This window comes from Serratia sp. D1N4, from assembly GCF_054552755.1.
Window position 1 is genome coordinate 900,684 of sequence record NZ_CM137274.1, and the last position, 16,449, is coordinate 917,132.

At 54.3% G+C, this 16,449-nt stretch carries 17 protein-coding genes; 6 read left to right on the forward strand and 11 right to left on the reverse strand.

Going from position 1 to position 16,449, the window contains the following annotated elements:
- Positions 1 to 25: 25 nt before the first annotated feature.
- Complete coding sequence (gene mutT / locus ACX1CU_RS03815) at positions 26 to 430, forward strand: 8-oxo-dGTP diphosphatase MutT (RefSeq protein ID WP_459401309.1); 405 nt, start codon at positions 26 to 28, stop codon at positions 428 to 430.
- A gap of 42 nt (positions 431 to 472) precedes the next feature.
- On the opposite strand, the gene yacG is transcribed toward mutT, so the two are convergent.
- From yacG to coaE, 3 genes are read right to left on the reverse strand one after another with little or no spacing between them, the layout of a single operon-like run.
- Positions 473 to 664 (reverse strand): DNA gyrase inhibitor YacG, encoded by a 192-nt coding sequence (gene yacG / locus ACX1CU_RS03820; protein WP_459401310.1) that lies wholly within the window; start codon positions 662 to 664, stop codon positions 473 to 475.
- Positions 665 to 710: 46 nt separating this feature from the next.
- A complete protein-coding gene (gene zapD / locus ACX1CU_RS03825) occupies positions 711 to 1,463 on the reverse strand; it encodes a cell division protein ZapD (protein ID WP_459401311.1) in 753 nt (250 codons plus the stop codon).
- A complete protein-coding gene (gene coaE / locus ACX1CU_RS03830) occupies positions 1,460 to 2,083 on the reverse strand; it encodes a dephospho-CoA kinase (protein ID WP_459401312.1) in 624 nt (207 codons plus the stop codon). Before coaE ends, zapD begins: the two co-directional genes overlap by 4 nt.
- 444 nt (positions 2,084 to 2,527) lie before the next feature.
- Between coaE and ACX1CU_RS03835 the strand changes: the two genes are divergently transcribed.
- Entirely contained in the window at positions 2,528 to 3,571 is a 1,044-nt protein-coding gene (locus ACX1CU_RS03835; protein WP_459401313.1) for a GMP reductase, read from the forward strand.
- A 52-nt stretch (positions 3,572 to 3,623) separates the two neighbouring features.
- On the opposite strand, the gene hofC is transcribed toward ACX1CU_RS03835, so the two are convergent.
- The 4 genes from hofC to nadC all read right to left on the reverse strand — a co-directional run bounded on the left by hofC (position 3,624) and on the right by nadC (position 7,799).
- Positions 3,624 to 4,823: a protein transport protein HofC gene (gene hofC / locus ACX1CU_RS03840; protein WP_459401314.1), complete on the reverse strand. Its 1,200-nt coding sequence runs from the start codon at positions 4,821 to 4,823 to the stop codon at positions 3,624 to 3,626.
- Positions 4,820 to 6,256, reverse strand: a complete 1,437-nt coding sequence (gene gspE, locus ACX1CU_RS03845) for a type II secretion system protein GspE (RefSeq protein ID WP_459401315.1) — start codon at positions 6,254 to 6,256, stop codon at positions 4,820 to 4,822. The genes hofC and gspE overlap by 4 nt, the downstream gene beginning before the upstream one ends.
- 11 nt (positions 6,257 to 6,267) lie before the next feature.
- Complete coding sequence (gene ppdD / locus ACX1CU_RS03850; RefSeq protein WP_459401316.1) at positions 6,268 to 6,705, reverse strand: prepilin peptidase-dependent pilin; 438 nt, start codon at positions 6,703 to 6,705, stop codon at positions 6,268 to 6,270.
- Positions 6,706 to 6,908: 203 nt separating this feature from the next.
- A complete protein-coding gene (nadC, locus tag ACX1CU_RS03855) occupies positions 6,909 to 7,799 on the reverse strand; it encodes a carboxylating nicotinate-nucleotide diphosphorylase (RefSeq protein WP_459401317.1) in 891 nt (296 codons plus the stop codon).
- A 181-nt stretch (positions 7,800 to 7,980) separates the two neighbouring features.
- Here nadC and ampE point away from each other — a divergent pair, with 181 nt between their 5' ends.
- The gene (gene ampE, locus ACX1CU_RS03860) at positions 7,981 to 8,835 is read left to right on the forward strand and encodes a beta-lactamase regulator AmpE (protein WP_459401318.1); all 855 of its coding nucleotides are present in this window, start codon (positions 7,981 to 7,983) and stop codon (positions 8,833 to 8,835) included.
- A 48-nt stretch (positions 8,836 to 8,883) separates the two neighbouring features.
- Here the strand turns inward: ampE and hemL are convergent, their stop codons facing one another.
- Positions 8,884 to 10,173: a glutamate-1-semialdehyde 2,1-aminomutase gene (gene hemL / locus ACX1CU_RS03865; protein WP_459401319.1), complete on the reverse strand. Its 1,290-nt coding sequence runs from the start codon at positions 10,171 to 10,173 to the stop codon at positions 8,884 to 8,886.
- 324 nt (positions 10,174 to 10,497) lie between these two features.
- Here hemL and erpA point away from each other — a divergent pair, with 324 nt between their 5' ends.
- The gene (gene erpA / locus ACX1CU_RS03870) at positions 10,498 to 10,842 is read left to right on the forward strand and encodes an iron-sulfur cluster insertion protein ErpA (protein ID WP_234588914.1); all 345 of its coding nucleotides are present in this window, start codon (positions 10,498 to 10,500) and stop codon (positions 10,840 to 10,842) included.
- A gap of 52 nt (positions 10,843 to 10,894) precedes the next feature.
- Here erpA and ACX1CU_RS03875 read toward each other — a convergent pair whose 3' ends face one another.
- From ACX1CU_RS03875 to mtnN, 3 genes are read right to left on the reverse strand one after another with little or no spacing between them, the layout of a single operon-like run.
- A complete protein-coding gene (locus ACX1CU_RS03875) occupies positions 10,895 to 11,509 on the reverse strand; it encodes a TRIC cation channel family protein (RefSeq protein WP_459401320.1) in 615 nt (204 codons plus the stop codon).
- Positions 11,509 to 12,303, reverse strand: coding sequence for a vitamin B12 ABC transporter substrate-binding protein BtuF (btuF, locus tag ACX1CU_RS03880; protein ID WP_459401321.1), 795 nt, complete (start codon positions 12,301 to 12,303; stop codon positions 11,509 to 11,511). The genes ACX1CU_RS03875 and btuF overlap by 1 nt, the downstream gene beginning before the upstream one ends.
- A gap of 1 nt (position 12,304) precedes the next feature.
- Positions 12,305 to 13,006, reverse strand: coding sequence for a 5'-methylthioadenosine/S-adenosylhomocysteine nucleosidase (gene mtnN / locus ACX1CU_RS03885; protein WP_459401322.1), 702 nt, complete (start codon positions 13,004 to 13,006; stop codon positions 12,305 to 12,307).
- Positions 13,007 to 13,131: 125 nt separating this feature from the next.
- Here mtnN and dgt point away from each other — a divergent pair, with 125 nt between their 5' ends.
- Both dgt and degP read left to right on the forward strand, forming a co-directional pair.
- A complete protein-coding gene (dgt, locus tag ACX1CU_RS03890; RefSeq protein ID WP_459401323.1) occupies positions 13,132 to 14,649 on the forward strand; it encodes a dGTPase in 1,518 nt (505 codons plus the stop codon).
- A 191-nt stretch (positions 14,650 to 14,840) separates the two neighbouring features.
- Positions 14,841 to 16,283 (forward strand): serine endoprotease DegP, encoded by a 1,443-nt coding sequence (gene degP, locus ACX1CU_RS03895; RefSeq protein WP_459401324.1) that lies wholly within the window; start codon positions 14,841 to 14,843, stop codon positions 16,281 to 16,283.
- The last annotated feature ends 166 nt before the right edge of the window (positions 16,284 to 16,449 follow it).

Genomic DNA, 16,449 nt, shown 5'->3' on the forward strand with positions numbered 1-16,449 from the left:
TATACGCCAAGAGCGGGAGAATGCGATGAAGCACCTGAACATCGCCGTAGGTATTATTCGTAACCCTCAGCAGGAAATTTTTATCACGCGCCGTGCTGCCGACTCGCATATGGCGGGTTTTTGGGAGTTCCCCGGTGGCAAGATTGAGCTGGGGGAAACACCGGAACGGGCATTACGTCGTGAATTGCTGGAAGAAACCGGGATTGATGCACATCAGGTAGCGTTGCTGGAAGTGTTGGAGCATCGTTTCACCGATCGGATCGTAACGCTGAATTTCTATTTGGTGGAAGGTTGGACGGGTGAACCTTATGGTCGCGAAGGTCAGCCGATGCGCTGGGTTAAGCAAGCTAATTTGCGTGAGGACGAATTCCCAGAAGCCAACGCCAGTATTATCAATCTATTGATTGCGCAGGCCAGTGCAGCACAATGATTTTTCGGCCTGGTAATACCAGGCCGCTATTATGGCAGACGCTTAACGCTCGTCTTCCTCACTCCAGTCTTCCGTATCAGATAGATCGCCGCGACTTGGAATGCGTTTTTCTTCATCGGCCCATTCGCCGAGATCGATCAGTTGGCAACGCTTGCAGCAGAATGGGCGATAAGGGCTGACTTCTCCCCAAACCACACCTTTGCCGCAGGTTGGGCACTTCACTACGGTCGTCATATTTTTTCTTACCTCCCTCAATAGGCGAAAGTTTTATTGCAGTGTCTTAACAGCAGGCCAGTTCAAAGTTCAAACGCTCTGGCACCATGCCGTTTTCGCTGTCTAGCGGTAGGAAGCGGATGGCATAACGCGTTTTGTGGCCGGAAATCTGTGGGTATAGCTGGTAAGCCAAATCAATATTTAAGCGTAACAGATCTGCTCCTTCCGCGTTGTCCTGAAAGAAACCGTTCAAACTAATTTGGTTACGAAATGCTCCGGCCTGACGCACCAGATCCAAGACCATGGTCAGTGCCTGATGCAGTGGTTCCAGCGTTTCTAGCCAGGCGGCAACGTCGGCATCACGTTCATATTGGGCAATGTGCATCCACATGTGCAGCGTCGGTAAATCAAAACTGCAACAGCCACCTGGAATACTCAGGCGCTGGCGTACCAGGCTGATCAGGCGATCTTCACGCAGTGCCTGACCCATACGCGGGGCAGACATTAATGACGTTGCCCGTGCTTTCAACTGACTGCGCAACTGATTGACCCGCGACATGTCTACGCCAGGGACTTCGGCCCATTGCAGCAGTTTTTGCTGTTGGCGTTCCAGCTCTTTTAAGAGTTCGGTACGGACTTCGCCCCGTTCCAAAACGTCCAACAGATCGGCGACGGTACGGAAAAAAGTCAGGGCAATGGCGGTTTCGCTTAATGCTCTTTGACCATGCAGTTGCTGCAGTAAAAACTCGATTCGCAGCCAGGTACGCATTTTTTCATTTAACGGGTGTTCAAAGAGAACGGTTAGGGAAGCGTCACTCATTCAGTGTAATCCTGTCGGGTCGCTGGCATTGCCAGCTCAAGATAGCGTTGATGCAGTGCGGCTACGCAAGGCTCAATTCCCTGAGCTGTGCCGCTATTGTCAATAACGTCGTCGGCAACCGCCAAGCGCTGTTCACGCGTGGCCTGTGCAGACAAAATGTCCTGTGCCTGTTGGCGGCTGATACCGTCACGGGCGATAGTTCTGGCGAGCTGCGTCTCTGGATCAACATCAACAACTAAAACGCGATCGGCACGATCCTGCAGATGGTTTTCCACCAGTAACGGCACTACCCAAAGTGCATAGGGGCCGTTGATGGTTGCCAATTGACGCCGGGTTTCCTGATGAATCAGCGGATGCAGTAGCTGGTTAAGCCAGGTTTTTTCGTCAGGACGACTGAAGATACGCTGGCGCAAGGCCGAACGGTTGAGTGAACCATCAGCCAGCAACATTTCATTACCAAAATGTGCAGCAATAGCCGCCAAGGCCGGGGTTTGTGGTTCAACAACCTGACGGGCAATCACGTCAGCATCAACGATGGCCACGCCGAGACGCGCAAAAGCGTCTGCAATGGTCGACTTGCCGCTGCCGATACCGCCTGTCAATGCAACAATGTAGGCCATGGTATGGGAAACATCCTGATATTCACAAAAAATAATAAACGAATCATAAAGCGATCGCGCAGAAGTGCAAGCTGGCGCGAATGGTTTGCCCTACATCACAGGATATCACTCCGCCAGAGGGGGAAAGGGGCGAATAAAGTGATGCAGGAATCACATTGCAGTGTCGTAGGTAAATTTATGGGATTGTAGCGTAAATAAAGGCGAAATCGCAGTCTTGCCGAGCGATTATTAGTGCGTATGATAGCGTCACTGGAACTGGCATTAATCTACCCGTCGCCTTTCAAGCCGCAGCGTTGTTGGCTGTGCTTGCCCACTCCAGTCACTTACTTGAGTAAGCTCCTGAGGATGGACAAGCTGGCCGCCTGGCTGCAACTTGAAATTCATAGGGTATAGGTTCGAATATTCCCCTGCGATCCGTCGCCAAAAACCAGGAAATTATTAGTCATGCGTATTGAAGAAGATTTGAAGTTGGGCTTTAAAGATGTGTTGATCCGCCCAAAGCGTTCCACGCTGAAAAGCCGCTCAGAAGTTGAACTGGAACGCCAGTTTACCTTCAAACATTCAGGTTGGAACTGGTCCGGTGTGCCGATTATCGCCGCCAATATGGACACGGTTGGAACCTTCCGCATGGCTGAGGCTCTGGCATCTTTCAATATCCTCACTGCTGTCCATAAACACTACACCGTTGAACAATGGGCTGAGTTTGTGCAGCGCGTGCCGGAATCCACTCTGCGCCACGTGATGGTGTCTACTGGCACTTCTGAAGCTGACTTTGTGAAAATGAAGCAGATTCTGGCTTTATCCTCTGCGCTGAAATTTATCTGCATCGACGTAGCTAACGGCTACTCCGAGCACTTTGTTGCCTTCCTGCGAAAAGCGCGCGAAGCCTGCCCTAATCATGTGATTTGTGCGGGTAACGTGGTCACCGGTGAAATGGTAGAAGAACTGATCCTGTCGGGCGCGGATATTATCAAAGTGGGGATCGGCCCTGGCTCGGTCTGTACCACTCGTGTGAAAACTGGCGTGGGTTATCCGCAGCTTTCTGCCGTGATCGAGTGTGCCGATGCGGCACACGGCTTGGGTGGTCAGATTGTCAGTGACGGCGGTTGTTCTTCGCCAGGCGATGTTGCTAAAGCTTTCGGCGGTGGCGCAGACTTTGTGATGCTCGGCGGCATGCTGGCGGGCCACGATGAATGCGAAGGCACCATAGTGGAAGAAAACGGTGAAAAATTCATGCTGTTCTATGGCATGAGTTCTGAATCTGCGATGAAACGCCACGTAGGTGGTGTTGCCGGATACCGTGCGGCAGAAGGTAAAACCGTCAGGTTGCCACTGCGTGGTGAAGTTGAGTTTACCGTGCGCGATATTTTGGGTGGCCTGCGTTCTGCCTGTACTTATGTCGGTGCAGAGCGCTTGAAAGAGCTGACCAAGCGTACAACCTTTATCCGCGTTGCGGAGCAGGAAAATCGCGTTTTCGGCAGCAAATAAGCCCCAACAACCCTCTTTAAACCCGGTTAACGCCGGGTTTTTTATTTCTGCACTACCCCAGCACGTTCCCCAGTTGGAAAATGGGTAAATACATGGCGATGACTAACGCACCGACAATGCCGCCTACCACCATCATCAACATGGGTTCCAGCGTTTGCGCCAGCGTATCAGCCAGTTCGTGAGTCTGTTGTTCATGCCAGAGTGCCAGTTTCCCTAAAAGAGTATCCAGAGTGCCGGATTCCTCCCCAACCCGAACCAGTTGCTGACATAGGGAAGGGAACAGCACCTGGTGGGCTAAGGCACTGTGGAAAGGGTGCCCTTGCGCCAACTGTTGCTGAATAGTTTCCAGTGCCTGGCGATAAAACAAATTACCTACCGACAGCGTGGCGGCATGCAACCCTTCGACCAGCGTCAGACCAGCCTGTTGGGTCATGGTCAGTATGCGGAATATCTGGCTAAGACAGTTGCCTTTTATCAGCGAAGAAATCAGCGGAATGCGCAGCAGAGTCGCCTGTTCACGCTGCTGCCAATCAGGCAACGGATGCAGCCAGCGCAGATAAAATCCTATCAGTGACGCCAGGATCACCAGCAGATAAGGTCCAGAACCGATCAGCAGCGCAGAGAGATTCAGCAACCCTTGGGTAAACCAGGGGAGTGGCGCATTAAATGATTGGTATACCTTGGCAAACTCCGGCAGCACCATAACCAGCATCAGCATACTGACCAATATGGCCACCACGCAGATAAATAGCGGGTAGCGCAGGGCTTTCGCCACTTTTTTCTGTAGTTTTTGCTGGGCCTCCTGCTGCTGTGCCAACTGTAGGCAGCAGCGATCAAGATTGCCAGTCAACTCACCGATGGCAATCAGTTGGCGATAGATCAACGGGAACACGGCCTGCTGTTCGGTAATCACCTCGGAAAACGGTTGCCCCTGCGCCACTTTATTACTGATTTCTAATAACAGGCAACGCCAGGCCGCTGACTGATGTTCTTTTGCCAGCAGTTGTAAGCTGTTCACCAGCGGCAGCCCAGCCTGTAACAGCGTGGCCAATTGCCGGGTAAATTGGATCATCGGTTCACCGCGCCAGAGACGGGGTGCGATGCGTTTTCCAGCGCTGATTTGATAAGGTTGCAGCCCCTGCTCAAGCAATTGCTGATAGACCTGATTTTTATCATCGACCATCAATTCCCCTTGGCGGATCCCGCCGTGAGAATCGATAGCCTGCCATAGATACAGGCGGCGTGTTTTCATGTTATCGCCTCGCTGTCCGTTGCTAGGCCAACGACGCGATACACCTCTTCCAGAGAGGTCACTCCCTCTGCCGCTAGCGTTAAACCGGCTTGCAGCAGCGTGACTTGCCCCTGTTGTTGCGCGATGTTTGCCAGTTGAGTGGCCGAGGCGTTCTGCAACAGCGCGTTTTGCACCTCAGGCGTGATGGTCAGCAGTTCGTAGAGGCCAATGCGGCCGTAATAGCCACCAAAACAATGCTCACACCCTGTGGCATTCCAGGGGATCAAGGGTTCAGGCCAAAGATTTGCCGGGAAGATCACAGGCTCGCTTTGCGGATAACGGCAGTGCGAACATAAACGCCTTACCAACCGCTGAGCGATGATCAGCTTCAGGCAGGCCGCCAGCAGATAGCCAGGGATACCCATTTGGGTCAGGCGAGTCAGGGTTTCGCTGGTGGAGTTGGTATGCAAAGTAGAAAGCACCAAGTGCCCGGTTTGTGCCGCTTTTACGGCGATCTCGGCGGTTTCTCTATCGCGGATCTCGCCGATCATGATGACATCAGGATCCTGGCGCAGCAGCGCCCGCAGTACGCGAGCAAAATCGAGATCGGTTTTGCTGTTGATCTGGGTCTGGTTGATGCCAAACACTGGGATCTCGATGGGATCTTCCACGCTGCACAGATTGCTCTGTACATCATTCAACTGCCGCAGGCCGCTGTATAGCGTGACGGTTTTGCCACTGCCGGTGGGGCCGGTGACCAGTATCATGCCTTGCGGGTTGGCAAGGGCATTGGCATACAGCCCAAGCGCTTTCGAGCTCATGCCGAGCTGGTCGAGAGGCAGCTCCTGACGGTCGGTTTGCAAGATCCTCAACACCACTTTTTCGCCATACAGCGTCGGCAGAGTCGAAATGCGCATGGAGAAGCTGGCGTTGTCCAACTGCACGCTAAGTTGGCCATCCTGCGGCAGACGGCGCTCCGCGATATCCAACTGCCCCATGATTTTCAGCCTGGCGGTAATGCGCGCAGCGAGAGGGAACGGTGGAGAAATAATGGCCTGCAAAACGCCATCAATCCTTAGCCGGACGCGAAACGTCTGTTGGTAAGGTTCAAAGTGTACGTCAGAGGCTCGCCGCTGGATGGCGTTGCGCAGGGTCTGATTGATAAATTGCACCACTGGTGTATCACTGTCGTCGTTAAGCGAAGGTGCACTCTCTTCTAAAGCCTCTTGCGGTGGTGCGCTATCGGGTGATTGCCACTGATTCTGTGTCTGTTGCAGGCGAGCGAGAGGCCATTGTTCAACCACGATGCTTTTGCCTGCGGCAAAACGCAGCGCTTGCACCAGAGTGGGTGAGATCTCACCGTGCAGGGCGATCGTCAGTTGCTGTGGATCTTCGCTGAGTGCCAACGCCTGATAGCGGCGGCACAACGCGTGGATTTCATCGCTGATGCTCATTTCGGCTGCCCTCACTCAGCCGCATCATCAAAGCGGAAAACTTCCTGGCAGGTTTCCTGCAGGTTACTGTCATTGCTGCTGCATTGGCGCGTCCAGCGAATAAGGCCGGAAGGGTCTTGTACCGGTGTCAGCGTGGTGGTCAGCCCCTGTAAGCTTTGCGTACCGGTCAGGCTGATTACCCCTTGGTTGACCTCAATTTTACTCACATAGCGCGATGCCGCACCGGCGGGGATGCCTTTGCTGCCTGCGTTACAGCCGGTTGGGCTGCCGTTTTCCAGTGAGCAGAGTTCGACCGCCATCTTGTAAGGCGTCATGGCCTGCAACATGTCGGTCATAGCCGCTTTCTGGATATATCGCTGATAGGCGGGAATGCCGATAGCGCTCAGTATGGCGATAATGGCAATCACTACCATTAATTCGATCAGGGTAAAGCCGCGTTGTGTTTCCATCTGTTGTTTCCTCCCAATAAGCCTGGAGGCAACGTTAAAGCGCCGTGCGGCAGGTGGCGAGCGGGTGATTGCAATTGTGCGCAGGTTTTCCACCGCAAAGTGTTTGTGTTGCGGGCGGTTGAAAAATAATGCGTGGTGTTTCGCAAATCAGGAGGAGAAAACCGCCTCTCTACGGCAGCAAAGAGGCGGTTTATGAGAAAGGATTATTTAAAACGCATCGATAAATCGAGAGCGGTGACGTGCTTGGTTAACGCCCCTACCGAGATGTAATCCACGCCGGTTGCGGCGAACTCTTGCAGCGTTTGGGCGGTGACGTTACCGGAAACCTCAAGCTGCGTTTTCCCCTGCGCCAAGGCCACGGCATCGCGCATCATCTCAACGCTGAAATTATCCAGCATGACGATGTCAGCACCGGCATCCAGCGCTTGCTGTAGTTCGTCCAGTGATTCAACTTCTACCTCCACCGGAACGTCGGCGTGCAGCCAGAAGGCTTTCTCCACCGCGTTTTTAATCGACCCCGAGGCAATAATATGGTTTTCCTTGATCAGGAAAGCGTCGGACAGGCCCAGACGATGATTGCTGCCGCCGCCGCACAGAACGGCATATTTTAGCGCGGTACGCAGGCCAGGCAGCGTTTTACGCGTATCTAGCAGGCGGGTTTGCGTATCTTTAAGCAATTCAACGTAGTGGCTGACTGCGGTAGCAACACCGGAAAGCGTCTGGACAAAATTCAGCGCGGTACGTTCCCCGGTCAGCAAGATGCGCGCCGGGCCGCTCAGATGGCACAGGGGTTGGTTGGGTACCAACCGATCGCCGTCTTCCACCAGCCATTCTACTTTTACCTGATTGCCCAGTTGAATAAACACTTCACTCAACCAGCGGCGGCCACAGAAAATACCCGTTTCGCGGGTAATAATAGTGGCTTCAGCCTGTTTATCTGCCGGGAGTAACTGCGCCGTAATATCGCGCTCGGCATCCACTTCGCCACCCAGATCTTCTCTCAGCGCCTGGGCAACGGTGTAGGGAATATCACTTTCAATACGTTCAAGCAGCGCGGTACGGCGACTGTCGGCACTGTAGCGGCGTGTCGGCATAGAAAACTCCTGAATGGACAGTAGGTTTGTAAGCGATCATGCTACTCTGTTGCAGGATCAAGTACCACTGCGGAGAGAGGTCTGATGCCGTTGCAATGGGGTGGGAACGCCGGTGTGAAAGGTTGTCTGATATCTCTGGAAAATACGTTCAGCAAAGATAAACAAAGGAGAGGATTAGCTAATGACGCTGTTTACGCTGTTACTGGTTCTGGCGTGGGAACGTCTATTTAAACTGGGTGAGCACTGGCAATTGGATCATCGCCTTGAGGTGGTGTTTCAGCGCTCGCGTCGGGTTTCGCTTGCTCAGACGCTGGCCATGGTCATTATCTGGATGGCGGTGATAGGGGGCATTCTGTGGCTGGCTAAGGGGCTGTTTTTCGGCGTAGTGGTATTGCTGCTGTGGATCCTGATTGGGCTGTTGTGCGTGGGGGCGGGTATTAAGCGTAAGCATTATCGGGCCTATTTGAACGCTGCGCGTCAGGGGGATGAGCATGCCAGCGATCAGATGGCGGAAGAACTGGCATTGATCCATGGCCTCCCGGTTGACGGCAGCAAAGAAGAGCGGTTGCGCGGGCTGCAGAATGCGTTGCTGTGGATTAACTATCGCTATTATCTGGCTCCTCTGTTCTGGTTTGTGGTGTGCGGGCCCTATGGGCCGATTGCGCTGGCAGGTTATGCTTTTTTGCGCGCTTATCAAACCTGGCTGGCGCGGCACCAGACGCCGCTGGAACGTTCTCAGGCAGGTATCGATTTTCTGCTGCACTGGTTGGACTGGATCCCGGTTCGGCTGGCTGGGGTGGCGTATGCGCTACTCGGTCATGGTGAAAGAGCGTTGCCCGCATGGTTTGCATCGTTGGGCGATCGTTATACTTCGCAATATCAGGTGCTGACGCGTTTGGCACAGTTCTCTTTGGCACGCGATCCGCACAATGATCCGGTACAGACACCACGGGCAGCGGTAACGCTGGCGCGGAAGGTGACAATGATTATCCTGGTAGTGGTGGCGTTGCTGACGATCTACGGTACGCTGGTCTAAGCCGTCGTGCGAGGATAACGCGGGCGCAGAGTGCGCCCGCGAAGGTTTTTACAGCTTGGCGAAGCAGCGGCGAGCAGCGTCGATGGTGCGCTGAATGTCTTCATCGCTGTGCGCAACCGACATAAACCCGGCTTCGAATGCCGATGGTGCCAGATAAATTCCTTCATCCAGCATCAAGTGGAAGAAGCGCTTGAAGCGTTCAACATCACACTGCATCACGTCTTGGTAGCTGGTGACTGTGGCTGCATCGGTAAAGAACAGGCCGAACATACCGCCGACATGGTTGACGACAAACGGAATATTTTCAGCTTTTGCTGCTGTCAGCAGGCCCGTGGCGAGTTTGTCGGTCAACTCGGTCAGCGTCTGGTGGATGCCCACCTGTGAAACCTCGGTCAGGCAGGCGAAACCTGCGGCCATGGCAATCGGGTTGCCAGACAGCGTTCCCGCCTGATAGACCGGCCCGGTTGGTGCCAATGCGGCCATCACGTCACGACGGCCACCGAAAGCCCCGACCGGCATGCCACCGCCGATGATTTTGCCCAGGCAGGTCAGGTCGGGCACCACATTGTAATAACTCTGTGCTCCAGCCAGCGCGACGCGGAACCCGGTCATCACTTCGTCAATAATCAGCAGTGCACCATATTGGTCGCACAGGGCACGCAGGCCCGGCAGGAATTCCGGCAGTGGCGGTATGCAGTTCATGTTGCCTGCCACCGGCTCAACGATGATACAGGCGATTTCCGTTGGGTATTGTTCGAACGCGCTACGCACCGAATCGAGGTCGTTATAGGTACAGGTCAGGGTGTGCTTGGCGAAATCGGCCGGTACGCCCGGTGAGTTTGGCTGGCCCAAGGTCAGGGCACCTGAACCGGCTTTTACCAGCAGGCAGTCGGCATGGCCGTGGTAGCAGCCTTCGAACTTGATGATTTTGTCACGGTGGGTGTAGCCGCGTGCCAGACGAATGGCGCTCATGGTGGCTTCCGTACCGGAGTTGACCATGCGCACCATATCCATGGTCGGCACCAGTTCGGTCACCAACTGCGCCATTTTGACTTCCATTTCGGTTGGCGCACCAAAGCTCAGGCCGCGCTGTGCCGCTTCGATCACTGCATTGCGGATCGCCGGATGGTTATGCCCCAGCACCATCGGGCCCCAGGAACCGACATAATCGATATAGGCTTTGCCGTCGGCATCAAAAAGATAAGCACCATCAGCGCGTTCGATAAACAGCGGTGTGCCGCCGACACCGGTGAATGCACGCACCGGAGAGTTAACCCCGCCGGGGATTAACTGCTGCGCTTGGGCATACAGACTTTCGGACTTGCTGTGTAAGCTCATAAATCGGCTCCTGGATTTTCATTTGAAGGATTTGACCGCGCTATTCTAGAGGAGTGCGCTGCGTTATGAAACGGTCGCGGTCAGATACCTATTGATAGGGTAAACGCAGGTTGCTCAGTTTCTGGGCGGTAATCTATTGTATTCCTGGCTATTGGCCTGCACATTATGCCAACGGGCTTGGGTTATGGCAGAGAAAACAAGCAAATAAAATGCAACAAATGCGGTGAATACTTGAACGTAACACTCAGGTATTAGATAATCAAAGGCATTAATCAGGCTGCCATGGTAGTAATCTGATGTGGAACAATGTTGGGAGTAAAGAGTATGAGTGATGAAACAGCACTGCCCCTGCAATTTACCGAGGCAGCAGCAAGCAAGGTTAAGTTCCTGATTGCTGACGAAGAAAATCCAAACCTGAAGTTGCGGGTTTACATTACCGGTGGCGGTTGCAGCGGATTCCAATACGGCTTCACTTTTGATGACAAGATCAACGACGGTGACATGACCATTGAGAAACAGGGCGTTGCGCTGGTGGTTGATCCGATGAGCCTGCAATATCTGGTGGGTGGTTCGGTGGATTACACCGAAGGGCTGGAAGGGTCACGCTTTGTGGTGACTAACCCGAATGCTAAAACCACCTGCGGCTGTGGGTCTTCATTCAGTATCTGATCCCCTAGCTGTCAGAAAACCCGCCAACCTTAATGGTTCGCGGGTTTTTTTATTACTTTTCGAGGATAAAGGCGGGTAACTTCAGGTGCCAGCGAATGGCGGCCAGACGGATACCCAGCGTGATTGCCATACCCAGCATCATGGCCTGTTGCAACGGCATGCCGAAAGTGTAGAACGCGGTGGTATGCACGATCCCGCCAACAATACAGGCAGTGGCGTAGACCTCGGTGCGCAGGATCATCGGGATCTCACGAGCCAGTACGTCGCGGATAATCCCGCCGCCCACGCCGGTAATCACGCCCATACAGACGGCCACCAGCGGGCTGGTGCCAGCGGCCAGCGCTTTATTGACGCCAATGCCGACAAAGACCGCCAGCCCGACCGCATCCAGCACCGGCAGGATCCATTTCGGCAAGCGGCGCGGCTGGCGCACCAGCAGCAGCGTCAGCACGCAGGTGACCATCGCCACCACCAGATCGGTCGGGTCTTGCACCCAGAATACCGGCCCGTTAGCCAGAGCCATATCCCGAATGGTTCCTCCGCCCACTGCGGTTACCACGCCCAGCACCAGTACGCCGAACGGATCCATGCGCAATTTGCCAGCCAACAATACGCCGGAGATGGCAAACACTGCCGTACCGAGAATATCCAGCCAAAAAACCAGCATTACTTTATCTCCGCCAGTTGGTTACAGAGTTCCTGCGCCGCCAGCATAATGCGTGGCCCGGCACGGTTGAACCAGTCTTCATTCAGCGCAACGATCGGGACTGCCAACTGCGGAGCCCAGAAAGCCTTCACGCTGGCGATCTGCTTTTCGCCACCGGTAATGACGATCGCCTGCGGTTGGCGCGTCAGCACCTGTTCGCGGCTGATCTGCGGCCACGGCACGCGGCTGTCGGCAAAAATATTTTCCGCGCCGCACAGCGTAAGCACCTGGCTTTGCAATGTGGCTGCGGAAGCGGTGAACAAAGGCTGGGTGCCAAACTGCAACAACACGCGACGTGGTTGGTTATCGGCATATTGGGCCGTCAGCGCAGCCATTTGCTGGCGAATGTGCTCTGCGGCCTGATGCGCCTGCTCCGGATGCGGGCTGTATGGTGCCAACGCATCCAGCGACTTTGCGATGTCGTCGATATTTTTGGCATCAGCGTAGAAGATCGGGATGCCGAATGAGGCAAGCTGATCCAACAATCGCTGCGGATTACCCCCACGCCACGCTAGGATCAGATCTGGCTTCAGCGCCAGTATCCGCTCCAGATTGATGCCTTGCCAGGAAGCCACCTGTTCCAGCTTTTTTGCTTCCGGCGGATAATCCGAATAGGCGCTCACTGCCAGCAGAGTTTCGCCCATACCAGCAGCATAAGCGAGCTCCGTGGTGCTCGGTGCCAGGCTGATTACGCGCTGAGCCGCGCTGGCCGGCAGTGCGCAGCATAATGCCAGCAGCCATAACAGGGCCTTCACATTAACCGCGCTTGGCCAGAGTTTGCAGCATGGCGTTGACCATCAGTGACGACTGTTTGGCGGCCACCGTCAGGAATTCGTCGAAGCTCATGTGTGATTGCTGATCGGCCACGTCGGAAATCGCGCGTACCACCACGAAAGGCGTGCCGAACTGGTGGCAGACATGGCCCACGGCGGCGGCTTCCATTTCAACAGCGGCAACGGTCGGGAAGGTGGCGCGGATGCGTGCCAGCGGTTCAGCGCCGTTGATGAATGCATCGCCGCTGCAAATCAGGCCGCGCACGGCGTTCAGATCAAGCTGTTTGATGCAGTTTTCCGCCAGGGCGATCAGTTCATCGTTGGCAACAAAGGCGGGTGGGCAACCAGCCATCTGGCCCGGTTCATAACCAAAAGCGGTGACGTCAGCATCGTGATAACGCACTTCTTCAGAAATCACGATATCACCCACTTTCAGCGTTGACGCCAGGCCACCGGCGGAACCGGTGTTGATCACCACATCGGGCTGGCAATGTTCCAGCAGCAGCGTGGTGCCCAATGCCGCCGCGACTTTACCGATCCCCGATTTCAGCAGTGCGACATCAACCCCGCCGATCTGGCCGGTATAGATTTCACAGCCAGCACGTTGAATGGTCTGACGGTTTTCAATTTGCGCGCGCAGCAGGGTAACTTCTTCTTCCATTGCGCCGATGATGCCTACTTTCATAAATAACACTCGCTGATTGGGTGTGGAAATTGCGGCATAGTCTATCATGGCTCTGAGAGAATACCGTTGCATCTGCTGCCGGGAATTGTTATCACGGAGTGAATGCTCAACGTTGGGAGAAACAGATGTCCGGGATCGACTTTAAGCAGAAGATCAGCTTCCAGCGGCCATTCAGCAAGCCGATTGAAGCCGAAGAAGAGTACGACATCGTCCGGCAGTTTGAGAGCGATCGCGGGCGCATCGTCAATTCCGCGGCGATCCGCCGTTTGCAGCAAAAAACGCAGGTGTTCCCGCTGGAACGCAACGCCGCAGTGCGTAGCCGCTTGACCCATTCGATGGAAGTGCAGCAGGTGGGGCGGCATATTGCCAAAGAGATCCTCAACCGTTTCAAACAGGACCAGCGTATTGATACGCTCGGCCTGACCAAACTGCTCGATCCGTTTGAAAGCATCGTGGAAATGGCCTGCCTGATGCACGACATTGGCAATCCGCCTTTTGGTCATTTCGGTGAATCGGCGATTAACGACTGGTTCCGCCAGCGTCTCGATCCGGCCAACTGCGGCAGCGAGCCCAGCAGCCATGAACGCTGCCTGGTCGATGTGCTGCGCCTGCGTGACGGGGAGAGCGATCTGAACCGGCTGCGCAGCCGCATCCGTCAGGATCTCAGCCATTTCGAAGGCAATGCTCAAGCGATCCGGCTGGTGTATACCTTGCTGAAACTGAACCTGACCTATGCTCAGGTCGGCTGTATCCTGAAATATACCCGCCCGGCCTATTGGGCGAGCGACATCCCGGCCAGCCACAGTTACCTGATGAAAAAGCCGGGTTTTTATCTGGCGGAAGAAGCCTTTGTCGATCGTTTACGGCGTGAATTGAATATGGGGGAATTCGATCGCTTCCCTCTGACTTATATTATGGAAGCCGCTGATGATATTTCTTATTGCGTGGCCGATCTGGAAGATGCGGTGGAAAAAAACATTTTTACCGTCGAGCAATTGTATCAACATTTAACGCAGGAATGGGGTGAGGTTGCTCCTGGGGATCTGTTTGATAAAACCATCGCCAGTGCATTCCGTAAAATCGATCGCGGCGGTGCGCGCCGAAGTTCCGAAGATCAATTCTTTATGTACCTGCGGGTATTCACCGTGGCACGTTTGGTGCCGCATGCCGCCCAGCGCTTTATCGATAATCTGGACGCGGTTTTTCACGGCCACTTTAACGGCGCGCTGCTGGAAGATTCTGGCCCGGTGTATAAATTATTGGAAATCTTTAAAAACGTGGCCTTCAAGCATGTATTCAATCACCCAGAGGTGGAGCAGCTTGAATTGCAGGGCTACCGGGTGATCAGCGGCCTGCTGGATATCTATAGCCCCTTGCTGGCGATGTCGCTGGCGGATTTCAGCCAGTTGGTACGGGATGACAGCCACCGGGCATTCCCGATCGAAACGCGGTTGTTCCACAAGCTTTCCACCAAACATCGGTTGGCCTACATGGAAGCGGTAGAGGGCTTGCAGCATCTTTCTACCGAGCAACAGGCGATCAGAGAATATTATTTCCGCGCACGGTTATTGCAGGATTATATCAGCGGAATGACCGACCTTTATGCCTATGATGAATACCGTCGTTTAATGGCGGCAGAATAATGAACTCACTACGAAATGTCTTGTTTTTCAGTCGTCATGGCAAGCTCGACGTATTATTTCGAGTTTTGTAAAGACAGACAATATTTGTTTACTATTAGCCAGCGCTCAGGGCCGGAACTTCAGTGTTTTAATACGCTCTTAATAGGCACAAATTCGCAGTATTTCCTGAACGACTTTAAAGAGACACAAAGATGAAAAAAACCGTATTAGTTTTAAGCGCACTGGCATTCAGCATTGGTATGACTCTGGGGCCGGTAGCGATCGCTAACGCCGCAGAAACGGCATCTGCTTCCCCTAGCATGCAGCAATTGCCGAGTCTGGCCCCGATGCTGGAAAAGGTGATGCCTTCCGTGGTGAGCATCAACGTTGAAGGGACTACTCCGGTGAGCGCACAGCAGAGAATGCCGCAACAGTTCCAGCAGTTCTTTGGCGAAGACTCACCGTTCTGCCAGGATGGTTCGCCATTCCAAGGCTCACCGATGTGTCAGGGTGGCCAGGCGGGTCCTGGTGGCGCTCAAGGGCCCAAAGAAACCTTTAAGGCACTGGGTTCAGGTGTGATCATTGATGCCGCTAAAGGGTATGTGGTGACCAACAACCACGTAGTAGATAACGCCAGCAAGATCCAGGTGCAGTTGAGCGATGGCCGCCGCTTCGAAGCTAAAGTGATCGGCAAGGATCCGCGCTCCGATATCGCGCTGATCCAACTGAAAGAGGCCAAAAATCTGACGGCCATCAAGATGGCAGATTCCGAGCAATTGCGTGTGGGTGACTACACCGTGGCGATCGGTAACCCGTATGGCCTGGGGGAAACGGTGACTTCCGGTATCGTCTCTGCACTGGGGCGTAGCGGTTTGAATATCGAAAACTACGAGAACTTTATCCAGACTGACGCGGCGATTAACCGTGGTAACTCCGGCGGTGCGCTGGTGAACCTGAACGGTGAACTGATCGGTATCAACACTGCGATTCTGGCACCGGACGGTGGCAACATCGGTATCGGCTTTGCGATCCCAAGCAATATGGTGAAAAACCTGACGGCGCAAATGGTGGAATTCGGCCAGGTGAAACGCGGCGAACTGGGGATCATGGGGACGGAGCTGAACTCCGAACTGGCGCAGGCGATGAAGGTGGATGCCCAGCGTGGTGCGTTCATCAGCCAGGTGATGCCGAAGTCTTCCGCTGAGAAAGCCGGTATCAAGGCAGGTGATGTGATCGTAACCCTGAATGGTAAAGCGATTTCTAGCTTCGCTTCGTTCCGTGCAGAAATCGGTACTCTGCCAATTGGCACCAAAATGTCGTTGGGCCTGATCCGTGACGGCAAACCGTTGACGGTTGAACTGACGCTGGAACAAAGCAGCCAGGCGCAGGTTGAATCCGGCAATATCTATACCGGTATCGAAGGCGCTGAACTGAGCAACGGCACCAGCACCCATAAAGGGGTGAAAGTGGATAATGTTAAGGCTGGTAGTGCTGCGGCGCGCATTGGCCTGAAGAAAGGTGACCTGATCCTCGGTGTAAACCAGCAGCCGGTAGAGAACCTGGGTGAACTGCGTAAAATCCTCGACAGCAAACCTTCGGTACTGGCGCTGAACATTCAACGCGGTGACTCGACGCTGTATCTGCTGATGCAGTAAGATTTTCTCGTTACCGCACAGGGCACGCTACGGCGTGCCTTTTTGTATGCAGAAAACCCCCAGCTAGGCTGGGGGTTCAGTAAAGCTTTCAGCTTTGAGTCGGATCTTTTAATGGCCCAGTAATCCTTGTGGCCAGGCGGCAACAAAGCGTCCCCGGAAATAGACA

What these genes read in the sequence shown, in the direction of transcription:
- mutT (WP_459401309.1), top strand. Translation starts at nt 26, where the DNA reads ATGAAGCACCTGAACATCGCCGTAGGTATTATTCGTAACCCTCAGCAG.
- yacG (WP_459401310.1), bottom strand. Translation starts at nt 664, where the DNA reads ATGACGACCGTAGTGAAGTGCCCAACCTGCGGCAAAGGTGTGGTTTGG.
- zapD (WP_459401311.1), bottom strand. Translation starts at nt 1,463, where the DNA reads ATGAGTGACGCTTCCCTAACCGTTCTCTTTGAACACCCGTTAAATGAA.
- coaE (WP_459401312.1), bottom strand. Translation starts at nt 2,083, where the DNA reads ATGGCCTACATTGTTGCATTGACAGGCGGTATCGGCAGCGGCAAGTCG.
- ACX1CU_RS03835 (WP_459401313.1), top strand. Translation starts at nt 2,528, where the DNA reads ATGCGTATTGAAGAAGATTTGAAGTTGGGCTTTAAAGATGTGTTGATC.
- hofC (WP_459401314.1), bottom strand. Translation starts at nt 4,823, where the DNA reads ATGAAAACACGCCGCCTGTATCTATGGCAGGCTATCGATTCTCACGGC.
- gspE (WP_459401315.1), bottom strand. Translation starts at nt 6,256, where the DNA reads ATGAGCATCAGCGATGAAATCCACGCGTTGTGCCGCCGCTATCAGGCG.
- ppdD (WP_459401316.1), bottom strand. Translation starts at nt 6,705, where the DNA reads ATGGAAACACAACGCGGCTTTACCCTGATCGAATTAATGGTAGTGATT.
- nadC (WP_459401317.1), bottom strand. Translation starts at nt 7,799, where the DNA reads ATGCCGACACGCCGCTACAGTGCCGACAGTCGCCGTACCGCGCTGCTT.
- ampE (WP_459401318.1), top strand. Translation starts at nt 7,981, where the DNA reads ATGACGCTGTTTACGCTGTTACTGGTTCTGGCGTGGGAACGTCTATTT.
- hemL (WP_459401319.1), bottom strand. Translation starts at nt 10,173, where the DNA reads ATGAGCTTACACAGCAAGTCCGAAAGTCTGTATGCCCAAGCGCAGCAG.
- erpA (WP_234588914.1), top strand. Translation starts at nt 10,498, where the DNA reads ATGAGTGATGAAACAGCACTGCCCCTGCAATTTACCGAGGCAGCAGCA.
- ACX1CU_RS03875 (WP_459401320.1), bottom strand. Translation starts at nt 11,509, where the DNA reads ATGCTGGTTTTTTGGCTGGATATTCTCGGTACGGCAGTGTTTGCCATC.
- mtnN (WP_459401322.1), bottom strand. Translation starts at nt 13,006, where the DNA reads ATGAAAGTAGGCATCATCGGCGCAATGGAAGAAGAAGTTACCCTGCTG.
- dgt (WP_459401323.1), top strand. Translation starts at nt 13,132, where the DNA reads ATGTCCGGGATCGACTTTAAGCAGAAGATCAGCTTCCAGCGGCCATTC.
- degP (WP_459401324.1), top strand. Translation starts at nt 14,841, where the DNA reads ATGAAAAAAACCGTATTAGTTTTAAGCGCACTGGCATTCAGCATTGGT.